This is a genomic window from Pseudohalioglobus lutimaris (assembly GCF_002866825.1).
Taxonomy (GTDB): domain Bacteria; phylum Pseudomonadota; class Gammaproteobacteria; order Pseudomonadales; family Halieaceae; genus Halioglobus; species Halioglobus lutimaris.
Map to the genome: position 1 here is coordinate 1 of NZ_PKUS01000018.1, position 15,747 is coordinate 15,747.

At 52.3% G+C, this 15,747-nt stretch carries 16 protein-coding genes and 1 pseudogene; 3 read left to right on the forward strand and 14 right to left on the reverse strand.

The window, feature by feature from the left end; translation table 11 throughout:
• Positions 1-832: IS256 family transposase (locus C0039_RS13185; RefSeq protein WP_101518312.1), on the forward strand; the 832-nt coding region annotated here is incomplete at its 5' end.
• 8 nt (positions 833-840) lie between these two features.
• Here C0039_RS13185 and C0039_RS13190 read toward each other — a convergent pair.
• From C0039_RS13190 to C0039_RS13205, 3 genes are all read right to left on the reverse strand, one after another.
• Positions 841-1,218, reverse strand: coding sequence for a hypothetical protein (locus tag C0039_RS13190; protein ID WP_101518313.1), 378 nt, complete (start codon positions 1,216-1,218; stop codon positions 841-843).
• 549 nt (positions 1,219-1,767) lie between these two features.
• Positions 1,768-3,939 carry a thrombospondin type 3 repeat-containing protein gene (locus tag C0039_RS21220; RefSeq protein WP_207796447.1) on the reverse strand — a complete coding sequence of 724 codons (2,172 nt, stop codon included), beginning with the start codon at positions 3,937-3,939 and terminating at the stop codon, positions 1,768-1,770.
• 1,054 nt (positions 3,940-4,993) lie between these two features.
• Positions 4,994-6,100 (reverse strand): DUF429 domain-containing protein, encoded by a 1,107-nt coding sequence (locus C0039_RS13205; protein WP_165787131.1) that lies wholly within the window; start codon positions 6,098-6,100, stop codon positions 4,994-4,996.
• A 34-nt stretch (positions 6,101-6,134) separates the two neighbouring features.
• Here C0039_RS13205 and C0039_RS13210 point away from each other — a divergent pair, with 34 nt between their 5' ends.
• Positions 6,135-7,028: a hypothetical protein gene (locus C0039_RS13210; RefSeq protein ID WP_101518316.1), complete on the forward strand. Its 894-nt coding sequence runs from the start codon at positions 6,135-6,137 to the stop codon at positions 7,026-7,028.
• Positions 7,029-7,500: 472 nt separating this feature from the next.
• Here the strand turns inward: C0039_RS13210 and C0039_RS13215 are convergent, their stop codons facing one another.
• Complete coding sequence (locus tag C0039_RS13215; RefSeq protein WP_101518317.1) at positions 7,501-8,709, reverse strand: site-specific integrase; 1,209 nt, start codon at positions 8,707-8,709, stop codon at positions 7,501-7,503.
• Between the two features lie 24 nt (positions 8,710-8,733).
• On the opposite strand from C0039_RS13215, the gene C0039_RS21420 reads away from it, so the two are divergent.
• On the forward strand, positions 8,734-8,862 hold the full coding sequence (locus tag C0039_RS21420; RefSeq protein ID WP_279304937.1) for a hypothetical protein: 129 nt from the start codon (positions 8,734-8,736) through the stop codon (positions 8,860-8,862).
• A gap of 7 nt (positions 8,863-8,869) precedes the next feature.
• On the opposite strand, the pseudogene C0039_RS21505 reads toward C0039_RS21420, so the two are convergent.
• The 10 genes and pseudogenes from C0039_RS21505 to C0039_RS13255 form a co-directional block, all read right to left on the reverse strand.
• Positions 8,870-9,064, reverse strand: a pseudogene (locus C0039_RS21505) (early set domain-containing protein); the annotation flags it as partial.
• Between the two features lie 190 nt (positions 9,065-9,254).
• Positions 9,255-9,503: a DUF1413 domain-containing protein gene (locus tag C0039_RS13225; RefSeq protein WP_101518319.1), complete on the reverse strand. Its 249-nt coding sequence runs from the start codon at positions 9,501-9,503 to the stop codon at positions 9,255-9,257.
• Positions 9,500-11,380, reverse strand: coding sequence for a RodZ family helix-turn-helix domain-containing protein (locus C0039_RS13230; RefSeq protein WP_101518320.1), 1,881 nt, complete (start codon positions 11,378-11,380; stop codon positions 9,500-9,502). The genes C0039_RS13225 and C0039_RS13230 overlap by 4 nt, the downstream gene beginning before the upstream one ends.
• Positions 11,370-11,636, reverse strand: a complete 267-nt coding sequence (locus C0039_RS13235; protein ID WP_133126001.1) for a hypothetical protein — start codon at positions 11,634-11,636, stop codon at positions 11,370-11,372. Before C0039_RS13235 ends, C0039_RS13230 begins: the two co-directional genes overlap by 11 nt.
• A gap of 726 nt (positions 11,637-12,362) precedes the next feature.
• Positions 12,363-13,325 (reverse strand): hypothetical protein, encoded by a 963-nt coding sequence (locus C0039_RS13240; RefSeq protein ID WP_101518322.1) that lies wholly within the window; start codon positions 13,323-13,325, stop codon positions 12,363-12,365.
• Between the two features lie 201 nt (positions 13,326-13,526).
• On the reverse strand, positions 13,527-13,946 hold the full coding sequence (locus tag C0039_RS13245) for an antirestriction protein (RefSeq protein WP_243391614.1): 420 nt from the start codon (positions 13,944-13,946) through the stop codon (positions 13,527-13,529).
• A 66-nt stretch (positions 13,947-14,012) separates the two neighbouring features.
• Positions 14,013-14,243, reverse strand: a complete 231-nt coding sequence (locus C0039_RS13250; RefSeq protein ID WP_101518324.1) for a hypothetical protein — start codon at positions 14,241-14,243, stop codon at positions 14,013-14,015.
• A gap of 56 nt (positions 14,244-14,299) precedes the next feature.
• On the reverse strand, positions 14,300-14,476 hold the full coding sequence (locus C0039_RS21095; protein ID WP_165787132.1) for a hypothetical protein: 177 nt from the start codon (positions 14,474-14,476) through the stop codon (positions 14,300-14,302).
• A gap of 4 nt (positions 14,477-14,480) precedes the next feature.
• A complete protein-coding gene (locus tag C0039_RS21100) occupies positions 14,481-14,651 on the reverse strand; it encodes a hypothetical protein (protein ID WP_165787133.1) in 171 nt (56 codons plus the stop codon).
• A gap of 193 nt (positions 14,652-14,844) precedes the next feature.
• The gene (locus C0039_RS13255; protein WP_101518325.1) at positions 14,845-15,396 is read right to left on the reverse strand and encodes a hypothetical protein; all 552 of its coding nucleotides are present in this window, start codon (positions 15,394-15,396) and stop codon (positions 14,845-14,847) included.
• Positions 15,397-15,747 lie beyond the last annotated feature (351 nt).

Sequence of the window (15,747 nt, forward strand, 5' to 3'; positions counted from 1 at the left end):
TGGCATCAAGGTCTCTACTGCCACGCTGAGCGCCATCACAGACAAGATCATAGCCGAGGTCAGGGAGTGGCAGCAGCGGCCCCTGGAGAGCCTGTATCCCTTCGTCTGGCTCGATGCCATCCACTACAAGGTCAAGGACAACGGGCGCTACAAAAGCAAGGCTGTTTACACGGTTCTGGCCGTCAACCTGGAGGGCAAGAAGGAAATTCTCGGCCTTTACCTGTCCGAGAGCGAAGGCGCCAACTTCTGGCTCTCTGTCCTGACTGATCTAAATAATCGCGGTGTGGAAGATATCTTGATCGCCAGCGTGGATGGTCTGACTGGCTTCCCGGATGCCATCGCCACAATTTATCCAGATACCGAGGTACAGCTTTGCATCGTCCACCAGGTCCGCAATTCGCTGAAGTACGTAGCGTCAAAGAACCAGAAGGAATTCATGGTCGATTTGAAACGCGTCTACCGGGCCACGTCCAAAGGTGCTGCAGAGCAGGCTCTGGATGAATTGGAAGCCCGCTGGGGTGACCTCTACCCCATCGTGATCAAATCCTGGCGAGCAAAATGGGACAACCTGTCAGCCTACTTCAAGTACCCGCCAGACATTCGCCGGGTGATTTACACGACTAATTCCATAGAGGCAGTCCACCGCCAGTTCCGGAAACTGACTAAGACCAAGGGCGGTTTCCCAAACGAGGATAGCTTGATGAAACTGCTTTATCTTGGGGTTCAAAACGCCAGCAAGAAATGGACGATGCCGATCCAGGGGTGGAACATTGCGCTGTCCCAGTTGGCCATCTTCTTCGAAGGCCGGCTTGATGGCGTACTGGATCTGTGATCAGATGATTAACGAGGAATTACTGTGACACAGAATTCTGAACACTCCCAATCCGAATCCAGAAGCGGCTCATCTACAAGATCAGTAATGACCCCATGGACCTCCACCTCGCACCAGGCCTTGAACATCTTCAGATTCCTGTCTTGGGGCCACAGTGACTCATCGACATACCACTGATACAGGACCTCCTCGAAAACCTCGGCGTAGCAATGCTTCAGCCAGCCTTCCAAGTCTTCACATGCGAATTGATGAATGAGGAAGACTGGGCAATCTTCGTTCGCATTGGCAAGGGACGTGGGTATTCGATCGGGATAGGGATCAGCTTCATTGATCCAGTCGACAAAGGGCTGTTTCAGTCTGACAATGAGTAGATCGCGGTTCAGCATGGTGAATGACAGCTTGTAGCCACTTGGCGGTGGGGAGACGATACTACAGTGCAACCGGCTATGTGAAACACCCACCGACTCCGGTCTATGGTTCAGCATCCATAGTCGGAAGGTGTGATTTATAGAAAACCTATAAAAAACAATAAGATGGTGGGCCCAGAAGGACTTGAACCTTCGACCTGCCGATTATGAGTCGCTTAGAGGGGGCCGAGCCCGCTCAGTAAGGCGAAGAAAGATAAGCAGTTTTCCTGCGGGAGTTTCTATCACTACCGAAACCGATCCTATCCCGAACTCAGGGTGGGTCGGTTGATGTGTCTTCCTTCAGTAGGTTGAAGAAAAGTAAGCGTTTTCACGCACCGAACTTTGAACCTATGCCGAAATCTCGCACTTCGCTTACTGCTTGCCTACTAACAGTATCGAATTGCAGTTAAAGCTGCCCCAGGTTTGCAGTGACTCCCAGCGACTGAAACAATTTCTTGGTCCTTGAAACTGGTTTATCGCAAGCAGTGCACGGCCACATTTCCCAAACAAAACTAACCAATTTCAGCATCAATAGAGGTTTATCCATTCCTCTATCGCGCCTGTAGAGCAGCCTTTCTTGATATGTCCTCGGCCCAAATTAAGAGCAACTATAATCTGTTCGCAGGAGCAGCCCTTCGTAGCCGTGGTAGTAAATAGTCCGGCACGCCCTTGCTTCGGAGGAGCTTGAGTAAATTCTCCGGTCGCATCAAGTAGAGCCCAGCGGTTCTTGCCCAACCCCGATGTTTGTGTAGGCACTGTTTCCGGAGCAACGGTATTTGGGCAGACGTCAATGTCGTCTAGCACAAAGTCATTGTCATCGTCTGGGTCGCAAACGTCTCCCGAGGAGTCAAGGTCGAAATCTTGTTGCTCGCTATTTGATATCTCTGGGCAGTTATCCGAATCGTTGAGCACGCCGTCATCATCCCAGTCGTTATCAATGTTTGTGTTGAGAAACTTGATGTTCTTGATCTTAAATTCGGCATTCTTGTCGTTTGTGCCCTTAAGGCTAATATATATTTTTACGTCACCAGAGAGGCCTGTAAGCGGTATTGGGCCGGACTTTCGCCAAACTCCAAGCATTTCGTCGTTCAGGAGCTGTTTCCAGATGTTAGTGCTATTTACGAAAATAGCCGCATAATCTCCATCACCAGCGCTTGAGGTCATGTACTCGAACTCAATCCACTCAGCCTCCAAAGGTATGTGTGTATCGATAACTCCAAACGGGGAAGATTGTTCAGTGCAGGTGATAATTCCGGGGTCGGTAGACGAATCTTTTAAGAGGTCACATCCATAACTACTGAAATACTCAATATCAATCGTATAGTTGGTAGTTTCTACGGATCTGTTTTCCGTTTCTAGCCTTCCTGTTCCACCTATGATCGACTTTGACCAACCCTCATAGCAAGGATCAAGAGAGACATGGTAAAGCAGGGGTTTAACCCAAAAGCCTCCCGGGTAACAAATAGGATATTGGCCGATCTCGGGACTAAGTGTTCCCTGAATAGTTGATCTGTACCATTGATGAACACCAGAATGATTGTTTGCCCTTTTTTCAGGCTCATAGAGATCATTGAGATCATTCGGATTAATTAATGGTACGTGGTTGTAGACATTCATCCCGTTGGTGACATCTCCCACACCGGCACCGTTGTAAGCGGGCGAATAGTAGTTATCTATCAAGACCTCTAGTTTACGGTCAGGGTCTTTCTGGAGTTCATCAAACATTATTGCGTGAAAATCTTCTGGATAATTAATACATCTGAGAAGGCCGCATAAAGGAATGGTGTCCAAATCGTCAGGCCTGTCTAATATTGTAATCTGAGCCTTAGTAACCCTTTGAGCAAATGTTAGGAACTCGCGGGCGGCGTATGCATTAACCGCCGTTCCTAGTGAATGGCCGATAAAGTGAACTTTTCTATCGTAGTCAGAGCCTAGAATTTGAAGAAGAAATGTCGCGAGGCTTGATCCGGCGCTATTTACATTCTGTTGCGCGTCGTTGTATTCGTGTCCTTGCGGTAATCCATCGGCCTTAAATGCCCCCTCCCAGACATACTGGAGTACGTTGAAGGATGCACCATGAATTCGAGAGATCAATTCGGTGCCTTGATTCGTACTGGGGCCGGTCCATATCGAGTCGGGGAGTTCGCCAAGATCACTCTCTTGCGAAAGTCCATGAGTTAGTATCACTGTGTCTAAACTAGGATCGATCAACTCTCTGAATTCTAAATAAGACGGTTCTGGCGGCGAGGTAGGCGGGCTGGTTACCGATGTTGGTGATGACGGGTCACTGCCCCATGCGATTTCGTTATCGTTGCTTATCCCATCGTTGTCACAGTCATTTACATTGATACAATCGCCGTCACATGCATCACCCACGCCGTCATTATCGACATCTGATTGATCGAAATTGTAATCGATCGGACAATTGTCAAAAGTGTCTGCTATCCCATCGTTATCGTGGTCGAGTTCACTATCATCCACAACGTTGATATATCGGTAGGAGGTTGGCCTTGAACAGTCTCCAAATGCATTACAAGCACTCACTCTCCATTCATGCTCGTTAACTGTCAGTGCGAAAAACGGATTAGGCAGCGTATATGATGTATCACGAGGCTGTGTACTGTAGCTCTGCCCTCCGACGACTCCCCCTTCAAGCTTGTAATAGTCTGCACCGGAGACACTATTCCATTTCAATATCATAGAATCCGAAGCGAGGTGCGCTGGCCCAGGCTGAGAAGTGCTGCCCGGTTCAAGTCCTGTTGGCGTCGATGGCGCTCCGGGTGTATGGAAGTACTCATAGGCGGAATAACCAGAGCAACCATGAAAGTTACATGCTTTCACTCTCCAGCGATAAATCGTGTCAGATTCAAATCCATCGACTGAAGTTTGTGAAGATCCCCCCCCCCCTTGCTCGCGAAACAAGGTCCCAGTGTCGTAATTCCAAACCTGAACATGGTAATAGTCCGCACCAGATACTGATCTCCAGTCGAGCTCCACGTCGAAGGGCTGATCAACTTCGGGTCCGGGGCGACTAGTCGACCCTGGTGTTAAACCAGTCGGCCGGTCTGGTGCATCTCCGTTTTCAGCAGTTCGAAAGTACAGGTCGTCTGAGTAGTTTGAGCAACCCGAACTATCACAAGCCCTCACATCCCATTTATATCGAGTTCCTGGTTCCAAGTTGGCCTGATACGAGAAGGAGCCTCTCACAGTTACGTCTAGGTCGAATCGACCAGTGTCACGATTTCGAACCGCTAATTCATACCATTCAGCATTATAGGAGACAAACGTGAAGAGCACTTCCGAACTGATGGTTGGGCCCGGAGACGAGGATGATCCTGGTAGCCGAGAAGTGGGTACAACGGGTACGGCGTTTGCCTGGGACACATAAATCGACGAAAAGAGCGTACTGAGAATTATAATCGGTAGAGCGGGCAAACGTCTTTTAAGAGAGCGTACAGATCGGTTCACGTCCATGTCTCCGGGTCTTGTAAGAAACCTGTTTTTATCCGACTTCGGGGGAGGTCGACCAATTAGAACAATATAATCACCTTAGCATAAGTATGGTCATGAAGAGCATGTCTGCAAGTTTTTGAAAAAGAATAGCTATGGCTACTTCTGTGCTCGTCACCACACGGTTCATACACGCCTGACTAGTAGTCGCGAAAATGAGAGTTGTTGTGTCCCGTGTCTCGGGTATCGTCTCTTCGGTGATTATCCTTGGCTCACAAGCACGTGATCTCATTCCTACTCTTAGCTAATTGAGATATACCATCTCCATGGGTAGTCCGGCTTCATCTAGCTCCGGTGCGGCAGGCAGAGTGGCCCAGCGGTCTGGATAGGACGCCGTGATTGCAGCAACCACTGCGTCGAGTATGTCGTCTTTGGCGACATTTGATCGAGGATAGTGGTCTATGGCGCCGAGGACGGCTCTGCGGGCATTGGGGAGATACTCCTGGATATGCTCTAGTCTTTCGTTGAAGCCTTCCTCAGACTTTTTGCTGTGTTCCATTGCAATACCGCCTGCAAGAGACCAAAAACACACCTCAGGATGTACTTCGCGTAACAGCGCCCTGGCCTTAGCACTGCCTTGCAATAGATCATCCACCTCCCGGATTTTGTCCATGATATTGAAGGACTGCTTGCTGATCCCTTTGTTGATGAGACGTTTGCTGAGCGCGTTGGCCGAGGCGTAATCCTCAGTCGAAAGGAGTTCGCGAATGGGGGCATTGAAGACGCTGGAGTTTCGGCGGGGCTTCAGAATCTGGCGGGCTTCCCGGTCACATAGCCGTGCGTCGGCTGACTTGGATCTGAGGCCGATTGGGATATCGATAAAGATGCGAGATCCTTCAGCTGCTTTTTCAACCAGTACCCCAATGCTTGGGACAGTCCCAAATGAAAGCTCTCCGTCCAGAATTTTTGCGAACAACCAGCCACCCTTGCAGCCATCTACGCCATAGCAAGCCGCTTCGGGATAGGCGGTCAACGGTGTTGACTTTGTAGCGCCAGCTACTTGGCCGAGAAATGTGTGCAGTTCCTGCTCGCTGGAAATCACCTGGGCATTGTCGTAGAGGTGGGGGTGTTCCTGGGCCTTGGTGTACTTGGTTGGTTTGTGTGTATTCTGGTTGACGATCCAGGATGCATGGGGGCGTCTTTCACCTAGCGCGGAAAACAGTTGGGGAAGGCTGATTCCTAAAAAGGATGCCATTGCATTATAGGTACAACGGCGGTGTTTGGACTCCAGGGCCGCGAGGATGGCATTTACGTCACCTTGTAGGGTCATATCAAGGACGCTTCCTGCATCTGAGTGAAATGGAAAGTCTCCTCTCACCAGATTGTAGCGGTCGGAAGTAAGATCGACCATCTGGAAGTATGTGTAGCTGACAGGAGGACACCGCATGGACAAACTGATCAAACGGAAGGAACTCTACGACTTGGTATGGAGTAAGCCGATCACCAAGATTGCAAAGGACTACAAGGTCTCAGACTCGGCGATAATCAAAATCTGCAAGAAGATGGAGATTCCCCGTCCTGGCAAAGGCCACTGGACACGGGTGGAGTGCGGGAAGAATGTCAAGAAGACACCGCTGCCGAAACTGAGAAAGAAGGGCGTCGAGCATCACTACCTGTGGCGCCAGGGTTATTCGGAGGGGCGAACGGATGATGAGGGCATCCTGCATCCGCAGATTGCGAGGGAGGCCAAGGTCGAGCACCAGATACTGGTGGATGACAAGCTCGACGATCCACATGCCTTGGTAGCCACCAATATCAAACGATTCCGCAATGCCAAGGTTGACGACAGGGGTGTAGTACAACCCCGGGCAGCCCAGCATTTTGATCTAGCGATAACCGAGGGTGCGGTAGACAGAACGCTCCGTATCATGGATGCCCTTCTCAAGGGATTCGATAAGCGGGGATGGGTATTCAGAATCCACAAGGGCCCCAAGCCAGGGATGGGTGTAGAGGTTCTCGGTGAGGAGATCGGGTTCTCAATCGAAGAGACGGTAAAGGCAGTGGAGCATGTGCTCACGGAAAAGGAGATAAAGGCGAGGAATAGAGGTAATTGGGTCTGGCCACCGAGGTATGACTACAGTCCGACAGGACAACTGAAGCTGAAGATCCATGCCAATTATTCCTATTCGGGGCGCTGTAGTTGGGGAGACGCCAAGATCCAGCGTGTTGATCAATGTTTGAACAGATTCTGCTCTGGCTCGGTTCAGTATGCCCAGGCGTCTAAGCAAAACGATACAATGACGAAATGGACCGCCGAAAGCGGCGCAGAGAGGCTCTAGCCTGAGAAAGAAACAAGGCTCGGCAAGAGCATGAATTGGGGCTGCGAGCAGCATTGCGCAAAGAGCTGACCTCGTGGCGCTATTCTGAGGAGATTCGCGCATACGTGCCCGCCAGTTCGGAACGGTTCGATATGAGTGATGGCTTAGGTGAGAGCCATGCAGTTTGGCATCAAATGCTCACAGCGCAGAGTTCTGGTAACGATGCGGCCTTTTTTTTTGCGTTTCTACTCGGACCGGACGGGCCTTTAAGGAGGTTCCCTATTTTCTGCGGTCAGACTTTTTGTGATTGTGGTGCACAAAGGGGCCTATGGGGGGTAAGCAACTCCCAACATGTCTCACCTGTCGTACCCGTCGACTGGTCAGCAATCCCGATGCCATGACGGGCAGTCACGTAGTCGAGTTCGTCGAGTGTGTCGAGTTCTGATGGTGAAAGGTGAAAGCAGGCCCCGTTGCAGAGCCCGTTAGTGTGGAGTCAATCGCCCGCTACCTCCAAAGCTTTTTCAACATAGGCATCAACGCTGTTGGCGGCTTCCTGGAGAGTATCTGGGGTGAGGTGAGAATATCGCTGGGTAACGGCTGGGTCGCTGTGCCCCAGCACCTGCTGGACGACATACAAGCTGTGGCCGCTGTTGATTAGCATGCTAGCATTCATGTGGCGGAGATCGTGAAGCCGAATGTGTTCTAGATCGGCCTCTTTCCTCAATACATACCAGACCTTGTTGATGTTTTTCAGCCTGGCCTTTTCCTTGGAGCCGTCCTTGGCATTCCGGGAACTCGTAAACAGCCACTTTGACTTACCTCTGGTGCCAATCTCGTCGAGAATCGCCAGGGCCTTGGCGTTGAGCGGTATAGATCGACGGCGCTTACTCTTTGAGTTCGTGGCCTGGACCATCCAGGTTCTCGACTTTCGGTCGATGTCCTTCCACTCGGCGGTTAGCGCTTCGTTGACCCTGGCGCCAGTAAATAATAAAAGCTTTACTGCAAGAGCGGCAGTTCGTTGCCGATTTGTCGCGTTATCGAGGACAGATAGCAGTCGTTGCAGCTCCTCATCGGTCAAGAGCCGCTCCTGGCGATTATCCACGTTGAACTGTTTGATACCCAGGGCAGGATTTTTGTCCAATAGGCTCCAGTCAACTGCAAGATTGAGTGCATGACGGATCAGCTTGAGATAGTGATCTGCCGTTGCTGGGGAGAGACCCTCATCGGGGAGGCCGTCGTGGAACTGCTGGATTGCTGATTTCTTTATACGGTTGAGCGGACAGTCACCGAACTCATCGTTAATTCTCAATCGGTGCATGTCCTCGTCGTACTTCCAGGACCGTTTGTTTGCTTTGGCATGAGGCAGGTAATGGTCATTGAAAAAGGTGCTCCACGTGATTGATTGGCGCTTTTTTCTGGCCTCCTCTTGCGGATCAGCACCCAGCTGGATTTCAGCCTTCAAATTTTTCGCGGCCTCCCTGGCTTCTTTAAGGGTAATCTCATTCGAGCGGCCTAACTTTTTGTGGGTGGTTTTGCCGGCCTCATTCTTGTAGCGCAGAAAAAACGTCCCCCATTCTGTGCAGGTGGCTCGTACCTCGAAGTACAGGCCAGGGAAGGCGGTATCACAGCATTCGATACGAGTCTTGTTGGCAGGGCATTGCAGGGGGTTATCGATAAGTTTTTGTGTCAGTCTGATTCTCATATTTGTCTCTCATTCAAGTTGTTGATGTCGTTGGGCTTGGTGTCTATCTGGGAAGGCGGCTTTTGCGAGGAGGTGATGGAGGAGGCGGTGGTGAAAGTCGATAACGGCGGTGATTTCTGGAATCTTTACCTGCCGGTTCAAGGGCTGACATGACCAACGCGCGGTTTTTGACCATGCTGGCGAAAAAACAGCTGGCTACGTACCTCTCGGCTGGATTGAAATTCGACCAGGTCGGTTCTCCGACTATTTGCCGGACGGTATACGTCTTTCCGGGCTTCAATTTCTTTCGGCCCTTCTGTGTGGCCTTGTACGTGGTCCTTGCTACCCGCTTGGCCTCCTTCATCGTCAATTTCATGGCAGTTCTCCTGCATTTCCGGGTTTTGTTTTCGGTTAATTACGTGCAGGGATGTGCCTGCTTATATAGTAATTATCACTAGTTAAATATTTTTCCGCTCAATAACTTACCGAACTTTTGTGTTCTGATCGGTAGGTGGTAGAAAAGCGATACACCGCCGAGATGACGGTGTACTGGTGAGCTAGGGGATTCAGAGCAGTTGGTACTGCTGGCAGTGCGTGGGTGTCTCACTCACCCATTGCACTGGTGAGCCGTGCTTTTTGACATACGTCTTGAACTGGATGCCCAGGCCCTTCCGCTGGCCACTGCTTAACGAACCCCAGTACTGGTCACCTGTCAGCTGCTCCAGCGTGTAGGGTGTACCCGGTTTTAAATTGGGCCTGTTATTGGCAATGGCTATCAGCGCCTTTTTGAGCAGATCGTGCGCTCTCTTGCTCATGACGACCTCCCAGTGTGGTGGACAGCGATTTCTCGCTCTTTTCCGCGCTTCCCGACAGTTACTTCTACGCCAGCGCCGCTGAGTTTTGGACGTAGTTTCTTCAGCCGTAGCGACAGGGATATAGCGTTTCTGGGCCAATTTGCCGTATTCAGGACATCTGCGGGTACGGTCCTGGTTAGCCCGTTGAACAGGTCTTGGGGTGTACCACGCCAAATGATTGAGCTATTGCCTTTTGCAAACTGCAGTATGGCCTCTGCGAGCGGATCATCCTCGAGGGAGTCGTGCATGGCTTGGACCAGGTTGTCCCTGTATGCCTTCTGTAGCTCCCCTGCCGGAAGATTTAACACCTCCTCCATCGCAGCCAGCCATTGTGAAAACTCCAGCATGCGCTCCGGGTACTTGACGTTTACCGTTGGCAACCGGGTGAAGATCTCAGCGATCAGGTCGAGCGCACCTCGAAAAATGACAGGCAAATCCCGCTCGAACCGCTCTTGCAGCCGTTGTTCGGTCTCACGGCCCTCCGAATCAAGTGGTTGCAACTTGATCGTGAGGCAGCGCTGAGCGAGGTCATCTTGGTCGATAAAAGGATGGATTCCATTGAGGACTGGGGCAAAGTGCAGCGATTGGGTGAACGCCTCGCCATCTGTATACAGCTTTCTGGTCGAAACCGTCGCCCTCGTGGCAGCCCGGCACAGCTGGTCCTGCTGGCTTGGCGTGAAACTACGGATATTGTCGAACATCCCAACGTGCTGGGTCTGAGCGACAATAGCCAGGGTATGCTCATTGCCGGGAAAGGCCTGGACACCAAGGGTGGTAGGTCCGACCAGTGAGCCGAGTATGACGTTGCACATAGTGCTCTTACCTGAACCCCGGTCACCTCGCAGGACCAGTACCACGTAGTTGGTAGAAGAGACCTTCGAGTGCGCGAGCGTATACGTGACCCAGGCGACGAGAAGCCTTTTTTGTGATTCCTCCACGTTTAAGTAGGGGAGCAACTTTCCAATATCGCCCTTTTCGGCTGGATATGGAAAGGGCAGGTGGCTGGGCTCGCGGTGGAAGAGTGTCTCTGAACCCTGCGTAATCACCTCGACCTCTCCGGCAGTAATGCGGAAACGCGTCAAGTCGGTATCACCGCGGTCAATTTCAATGCCGTTTTCAAGCTGCGCTACCCGTAACCAGACTTGGCTTTCCTGCCCGATGAGTTCAGCCAAGGCCGACAGTTGGCCTTGAATTTCTCGCACGATGTCTGCTGTGAGTATCAAAGCCGGATTTTTCAGATAGACCAGCTTACGGATTGCCGATGCGAATCTCGCGCTATCGACCCGATACACTCGGGGGTGCCCTGAGGAATTGTCCACCGCGTAGGCCGTACCGTCCGCAGTGAAGGTCAGTTCGAACTGTTCCCTGATATAGGCCAACGCTATAGCTGCTATAGAAGGTGGTCCCGAGGTCTTCACCTGGGGAGGAGAAGTGGCTACCGCAGGGGTAGCCTCCTCTGGTTCCTGAGAATTAGCCGGGGAATTGGCGTCCACATTCGGATCATGAATTTCGGTGTCAACCAGGTCCGTCGATGCGGCCCTGTCCATTACAGGCGCGATGGCTGATTCATTGGGATTTTCGACAGTGGATGCCTCCTCCCGCTCATCAGCGGGGTCGGCTGCCGGAGTGGCAGCCTTCCCTCTACTATTGCTGTCGATGGTGGGTGATGCGGGCGTGTATGCTCCAGGAGCCTCATCGGGATCAGGTGTTGACCCCATTTCAGGCTCCGTTGTTTGCCCGGACTCAACGGCAAACGGGTGGTCATCTGAAGCTTCAGTCGACAGCAGCTTCTCCTCGTCCATGTTGGCTACTTCTTCCAGGTGGGGATTAATAGACATCTTCATCCTCCTCTGATGCATTGTCGATGACCTGGGGCTGCTGCACGGCGTCTGACACCGAGTCGCCCAGTAGCTGTCGTAGGATCGGGTGATCAGGCCTATCGATAACGAAATCTGCCAGCAGCCGGTCGACTTCTTCACTCACATCTGGGAAGCTGGGAAGCGGTCGGCCCTCCAGCTTCAGCTGCTCAAACACATAAGTCTGATTTGCATGATCTGATGTGACTCGGCCCCACTTACCCACGAGCCTGTTCATCGCGGCTTCCGCAGAGATCAACCAGGAATTGGAAGAGCGGTTGGGAAAAGGGCAGGTTCGGTAAGCAAGGCCCTTACTTCCGTCCACGGTGGTAGCACAACGAAACTCCATGGTACGCAGGTGCGCACCGATACCTGGGAGATATTGGAGGCTACTAACTATGGGGTATGGGAATTGGCCCGCGAAGCCCCCGTAACTATCCAGCTGCCTATCTAGAAGGCAGGTCATTATGACCGACTGTCCACTGACTGTTCCTGCTCCCATCTGGGCCAAGGACCACACTCGGGATTGATCTTGGCTGGAATTGCTTGTTGTGCGTAATACGGGCGCGCAGGCTTCTGCCAGGCCCCTATTTTTTTCTTCATGTTTCATAGGTTTTCTCCAGTAATCCGTTGTATTCACGACACCAGGTATGTGTACGCTGGGCCGTATGTATGAACATCTACACGCCACTGCATGGTGAAAAAGCCGTTCGTGGTGTGCTCCTGGGAGCTGGAGCAGGAGATCGATGCTGGTGCCGTTGTGCCGGCCATCTCTCCTTGAGATCGTGATCATCGTGTCGCCTACTCTGTGTTCCCATACATATGGCGTTACTGGTAACCGAAAGATGTGATGAAGAGGGGTTGAGAGGGCGGTTTTTTATAGTAAATACAGTGGGTTATGGCAATGCGAAAATTCTAGGCACTTGAGGTTTCTGCTGCGTTACCGGTAATGCATGTGCCAAAATCACCCATGCTCACGGATATATCTTCCTGCTTCATCCTCCTCTTCTTCGAAGGTGTATTCATCGGAAGTGGTCTGGCCGTGAAATCTATCGTCGTAAGAGGTGTGAACAGCCTTCTCCTTGGCCCGTTCATCGGCGGTACGCCGGCGGTCAGATACCGTGAATTTGGGCTTCCAGCCGTCAGCCTGGTTGTACTTGTAAAAGGGGTCGGAGTCGATGCCGGTGATCTCCCGTAACGCCTTGCGCAGATCGCTCGCGACCTTCTTGCTGATCCCTCCTTCTATGCAATTACCCTCCTGTTGGATGCACGTATGTTGGGCGAGCCCAAGCAGCGCTGTGCCTGCCATATTCAGGCGATTGAATCGCCTATCATTGAGCCCTGTGCCGATGAGATCCAGTTTTCGAGGTTTATCCCATACTCCTGACACCAGAATTTTATCGTGGGCGCAGAAAGTGATTTCCACGCTGCCCCAGGTTGCCGACTGGGTAGGGCTGGGGTAGGGTGATGGTGTTGTGGTTCCTGCGCGATCTTGACCAGGACTGTGATCCCAAGGTGAAGCCCACTCAGGGATTTCAAGACCATGGTCAATTTCTGCCCACCGATGGAGGCTCTCGATCGTAAACCGGGGCAATTTGTCGTGGTAGGCGATGGAGCAAAGCACCAGGCTGGGGTGGGAAAGGCCTTGGGCGATGTCGTCAGCGGCCGTGTTGAGTTCATTATTCCAGGCCATGGCCTTGGCACGAGTCTGTTTCAGCTGATTGAGCCTTTCTCGGGCGTCCTGCTGTTCTTCCGGTGAAGCCTGATCATCCACTGCCGCCTGGTATCTTGATTCGGCTTGTTCGATCGCGCAATCTAGTACCTCATCGTAAGTCAGTTCCTGCTGCTTGTAGCCGATCATACGGCCGACAGCCTCGTGGATGGCGAGACCGTGGGTATAGCCGTATGCGGGTTCCTGTTCGGTCATATTTTATGCCTGGGTTATGGTGGTTATCTGGCCAATATGGATACAGCTCTGGGTGTTTCAAGGGGGGCGGGAGAAAAATGTGGATTCAACTCGACGCACTCGTCAACCCGACGCCGGCCTGTAGGTTCGTGGACTGCAGGAGGGTGATGGGCGTCAGGTAGACGGGTTAGACGGGTTTCACTGCCATTTCAGGGGCGCTGATCAGTCTATTGCCCCCAAAATTTCCCCCAACTCAGGGTGCTCGCACATGTATTCCCGCAGCAGGTGATATTGCTCGGCGCATGTTCGGGCAAACGGCTCCGGGCCTCCAAACGACAGATGCGAATAGGCGGTCAGGCAAACGATGATACCAAGGGCATCAGCCGACAGTTCGCCCTGCCAGCCGTTGAGGGATTTGGCCGAGAAGTGCTGCTCCCAGTTCGGGGCCATATAAAAGCCACCATTCTCGAGCAGGTAATACAGCCAATATCCCCCGTGATAGTCCTCAGCCATGCGATCAGTGATGCCGTAAATGACTGGCTCTAGGCGGAGTGGGAAGAATGTGCCAAATAGGTCTGCAGTGGCTGAGAGTCGCTGGTCTTCAGGAATCAGGTGTCTTGTGATGGGTGCGTTTTTGGTCATATAGACCTCCATTGAATTTGAAAGAAAGGAGTTGACAGCCCCCGAAGAGGCTGACCGTATGCGGGATTACTCGTGAAAGTCTGGAACCAGGCCGAGTTCGAGCATTCTGGCTTCGCACAGAACGGCGAGGTAAGTTTCCAAAATGCCCGGGGTGTACTGCTCCCATTCGCTGTCGAGGATGGCAGCCGCTGTCTCCTCAAAACGCGAGTAGGCCTCCTCAGCATTAGCGGGTTCGCCTGGGAGGTCAGCAACCGCTTTTTCAAGACGGCAACGAACCCTGGATAGGTCTCCAGTCATGATGGGTCTCCTGTCATGTAGGTGAAATGGTTGCCCAGATCAGGGCAGGTGTCGGCTCAGAATTGCAGGGGAAGGTAGGGGCTGTTGATGGCCAGGTCGGCCGAGGGCTCCAGTTGGTCACCGGCCATAAGGTGGGCTTGGTCGATGACGGCTTGCCGCCACTCCTCCTCGGGTAACTCCCAAGCATTTACAGCTTCGATAGCGTCCGGAATGTAGTCATTGTGGGTAGTCATGGTGTTATCTCCGTAGATTAATTTTGATGGCCCAGATGATCACAGCGCAGAGGCTGGACAGCGTGGCCATGGGGAAGGCCCGGAAGAGCAGGGCAATGAGGCTGAGCAGCAGCAACCTAAAAGAATCGACGAAAATCGACGCCGCGATTGCCAGCACAAGTAGTAGCCAGAGCACGGAATTCTCCTGTTTTGTTGAGTAAGTGGATGAAAAGAAGGGGAAATTCGCCATTGCACGACAGGGTCGGTATAGGGGCGGATTTTCGAGATACTGAAAACGGTGTGTCTATAAAGCGTTGCGCTTCAACGACTTACGGGTGACAGTCGAGTTGAGACTGCCGACCAATACTCGGCAGGTGGTAGCAGGTTGCTTAGGCCTTCTTCTTGGAAGCAGGGGAACGCTTCCGGGAGGTTTTGGCAGGGGCTTTCGATCGCGGTGCTGACTTCGCCTTGGCCTTTGCAGGGGATTTCCGGGGAGCCTTCTTCTTGGCTGGAGCAGGGGGCTTGCCCAGGCTGTTCAGGAACGGTTTGGGATCGCAGGGCTGGTGAATCCGCTTCCTACCCGGAACAGGCTCGAGCAACCCTACATCCCGGAGGACTGCCATCAGGAAACTGGGCGTGTTTACGGACTTGCCGCGGAACAGCCCACGTAACGCGATGCTTGTGATGGGCTTGTCTTGCGGCCAGTCCTCCTTGATGGCGCGTTCGATAGCCCAGTATTCAACCCACTCGTTGCTGAAGAAACCGCCTCCGGTGTTCTTGCTGATCCGGAAGCAGACTTCGCCAGCCTTGTCCCGGCCGATCTGGTAAGTGAGATGAGCCGAGCCCTCCAGGGATTTGCAGCGAGCTTCCTTGATTATCTCGATGCGTTCCTCGCTGGATTCGGGGTTTGGATTAGATGGTGAAGACTTTTTTGTAGGCATACGGTGCCCTCCTCATGATTCCGGGATTAATTTTGGTTAGTGAAGTCGCTGTTTTGATAGGGGCTAATCGACGGATGCGACGGAACCGTCGAGTTCTTTCCTAGGTTAGATACACCAGCTTTCTCGTTTTCTGGGTCGTCCCTTTATAGAGGGGCAAAAAATTTTCGCGCGGGTATAAGAGTAAGTCGGCGAAACAAGTATGGGAGGTACCCCCACCTACTTTGTGGGGGGCTTAATTGGGAAGTTGTTGACGTTGGTTGTATATACTCCTGCACGACGACAAATCTGCAACGTCATGTACTGCTTGGGTTTCGCCCCATTGGTTGTTCATAGGCGTTTGTCGGAAATCAT

Excerpts from the sequence above, each read along its gene's own strand:
- C0039_RS21095 (WP_165787132.1), bottom strand. The coding sequence starts at position 14,476 with ATGACTACCCACAATGACTACATTCCGGACGCTATCGAAGCTGTAAAT.
- C0039_RS13250 (WP_101518324.1), bottom strand. The coding sequence starts at position 14,243 with ATGACTGGAGACCTATCCAGGGTTCGTTGCCGTCTTGAAAAAGCGGTT.
- C0039_RS13235 (WP_133126001.1), bottom strand. The coding sequence starts at position 11,636 with ATGAACAGGCTCGTGGGTAAGTGGGGCCGAGTCACATCAGATCATGCA.
- C0039_RS13205 (WP_165787131.1), bottom strand. The coding sequence starts at position 6,100 with ATGGTCGATCTTACTTCCGACCGCTACAATCTGGTGAGAGGAGACTTT.
- C0039_RS21220 (WP_207796447.1), bottom strand. The coding sequence starts at position 3,939 with ATGATATTGAAATGGAATAGTGTCTCCGGTGCAGACTATTACAAGCTT.
- C0039_RS13255 (WP_101518325.1), bottom strand. The coding sequence starts at position 15,396 with ATGCCTACAAAAAAGTCTTCACCATCTAATCCAAACCCCGAATCCAGC.
- C0039_RS13215 (WP_101518317.1), bottom strand. The coding sequence starts at position 8,709 with ATGAGAATCAGACTGACACAAAAACTTATCGATAACCCCCTGCAATGC.
- C0039_RS13245 (WP_243391614.1), bottom strand. The coding sequence starts at position 13,946 with ATGACCAAAAACGCACCCATCACAAGACACCTGATTCCTGAAGACCAG.
- C0039_RS13240 (WP_101518322.1), bottom strand. The coding sequence starts at position 13,325 with ATGACCGAACAGGAACCCGCATACGGCTATACCCACGGTCTCGCCATC.
- C0039_RS21420 (WP_279304937.1), top strand. The coding sequence starts at position 8,734 with ATGTCGTTGGGCTTGGTGTCTATCTGGGAAGGCGGCTTTTGCGAGGAG.
- C0039_RS13230 (WP_101518320.1), bottom strand. The coding sequence starts at position 11,380 with ATGTCTATTAATCCCCACCTGGAAGAAGTAGCCAACATGGACGAGGAG.
- C0039_RS13210 (WP_101518316.1), top strand. The coding sequence starts at position 6,135 with ATGGACAAACTGATCAAACGGAAGGAACTCTACGACTTGGTATGGAGT.
- C0039_RS13225 (WP_101518319.1), bottom strand. The coding sequence starts at position 9,503 with ATGAGCAAGAGAGCGCACGATCTGCTCAAAAAGGCGCTGATAGCCATT.
- C0039_RS13190 (WP_101518313.1), bottom strand. The coding sequence starts at position 1,218 with ATGCTGAACCGCGATCTACTCATTGTCAGACTGAAACAGCCCTTTGTC.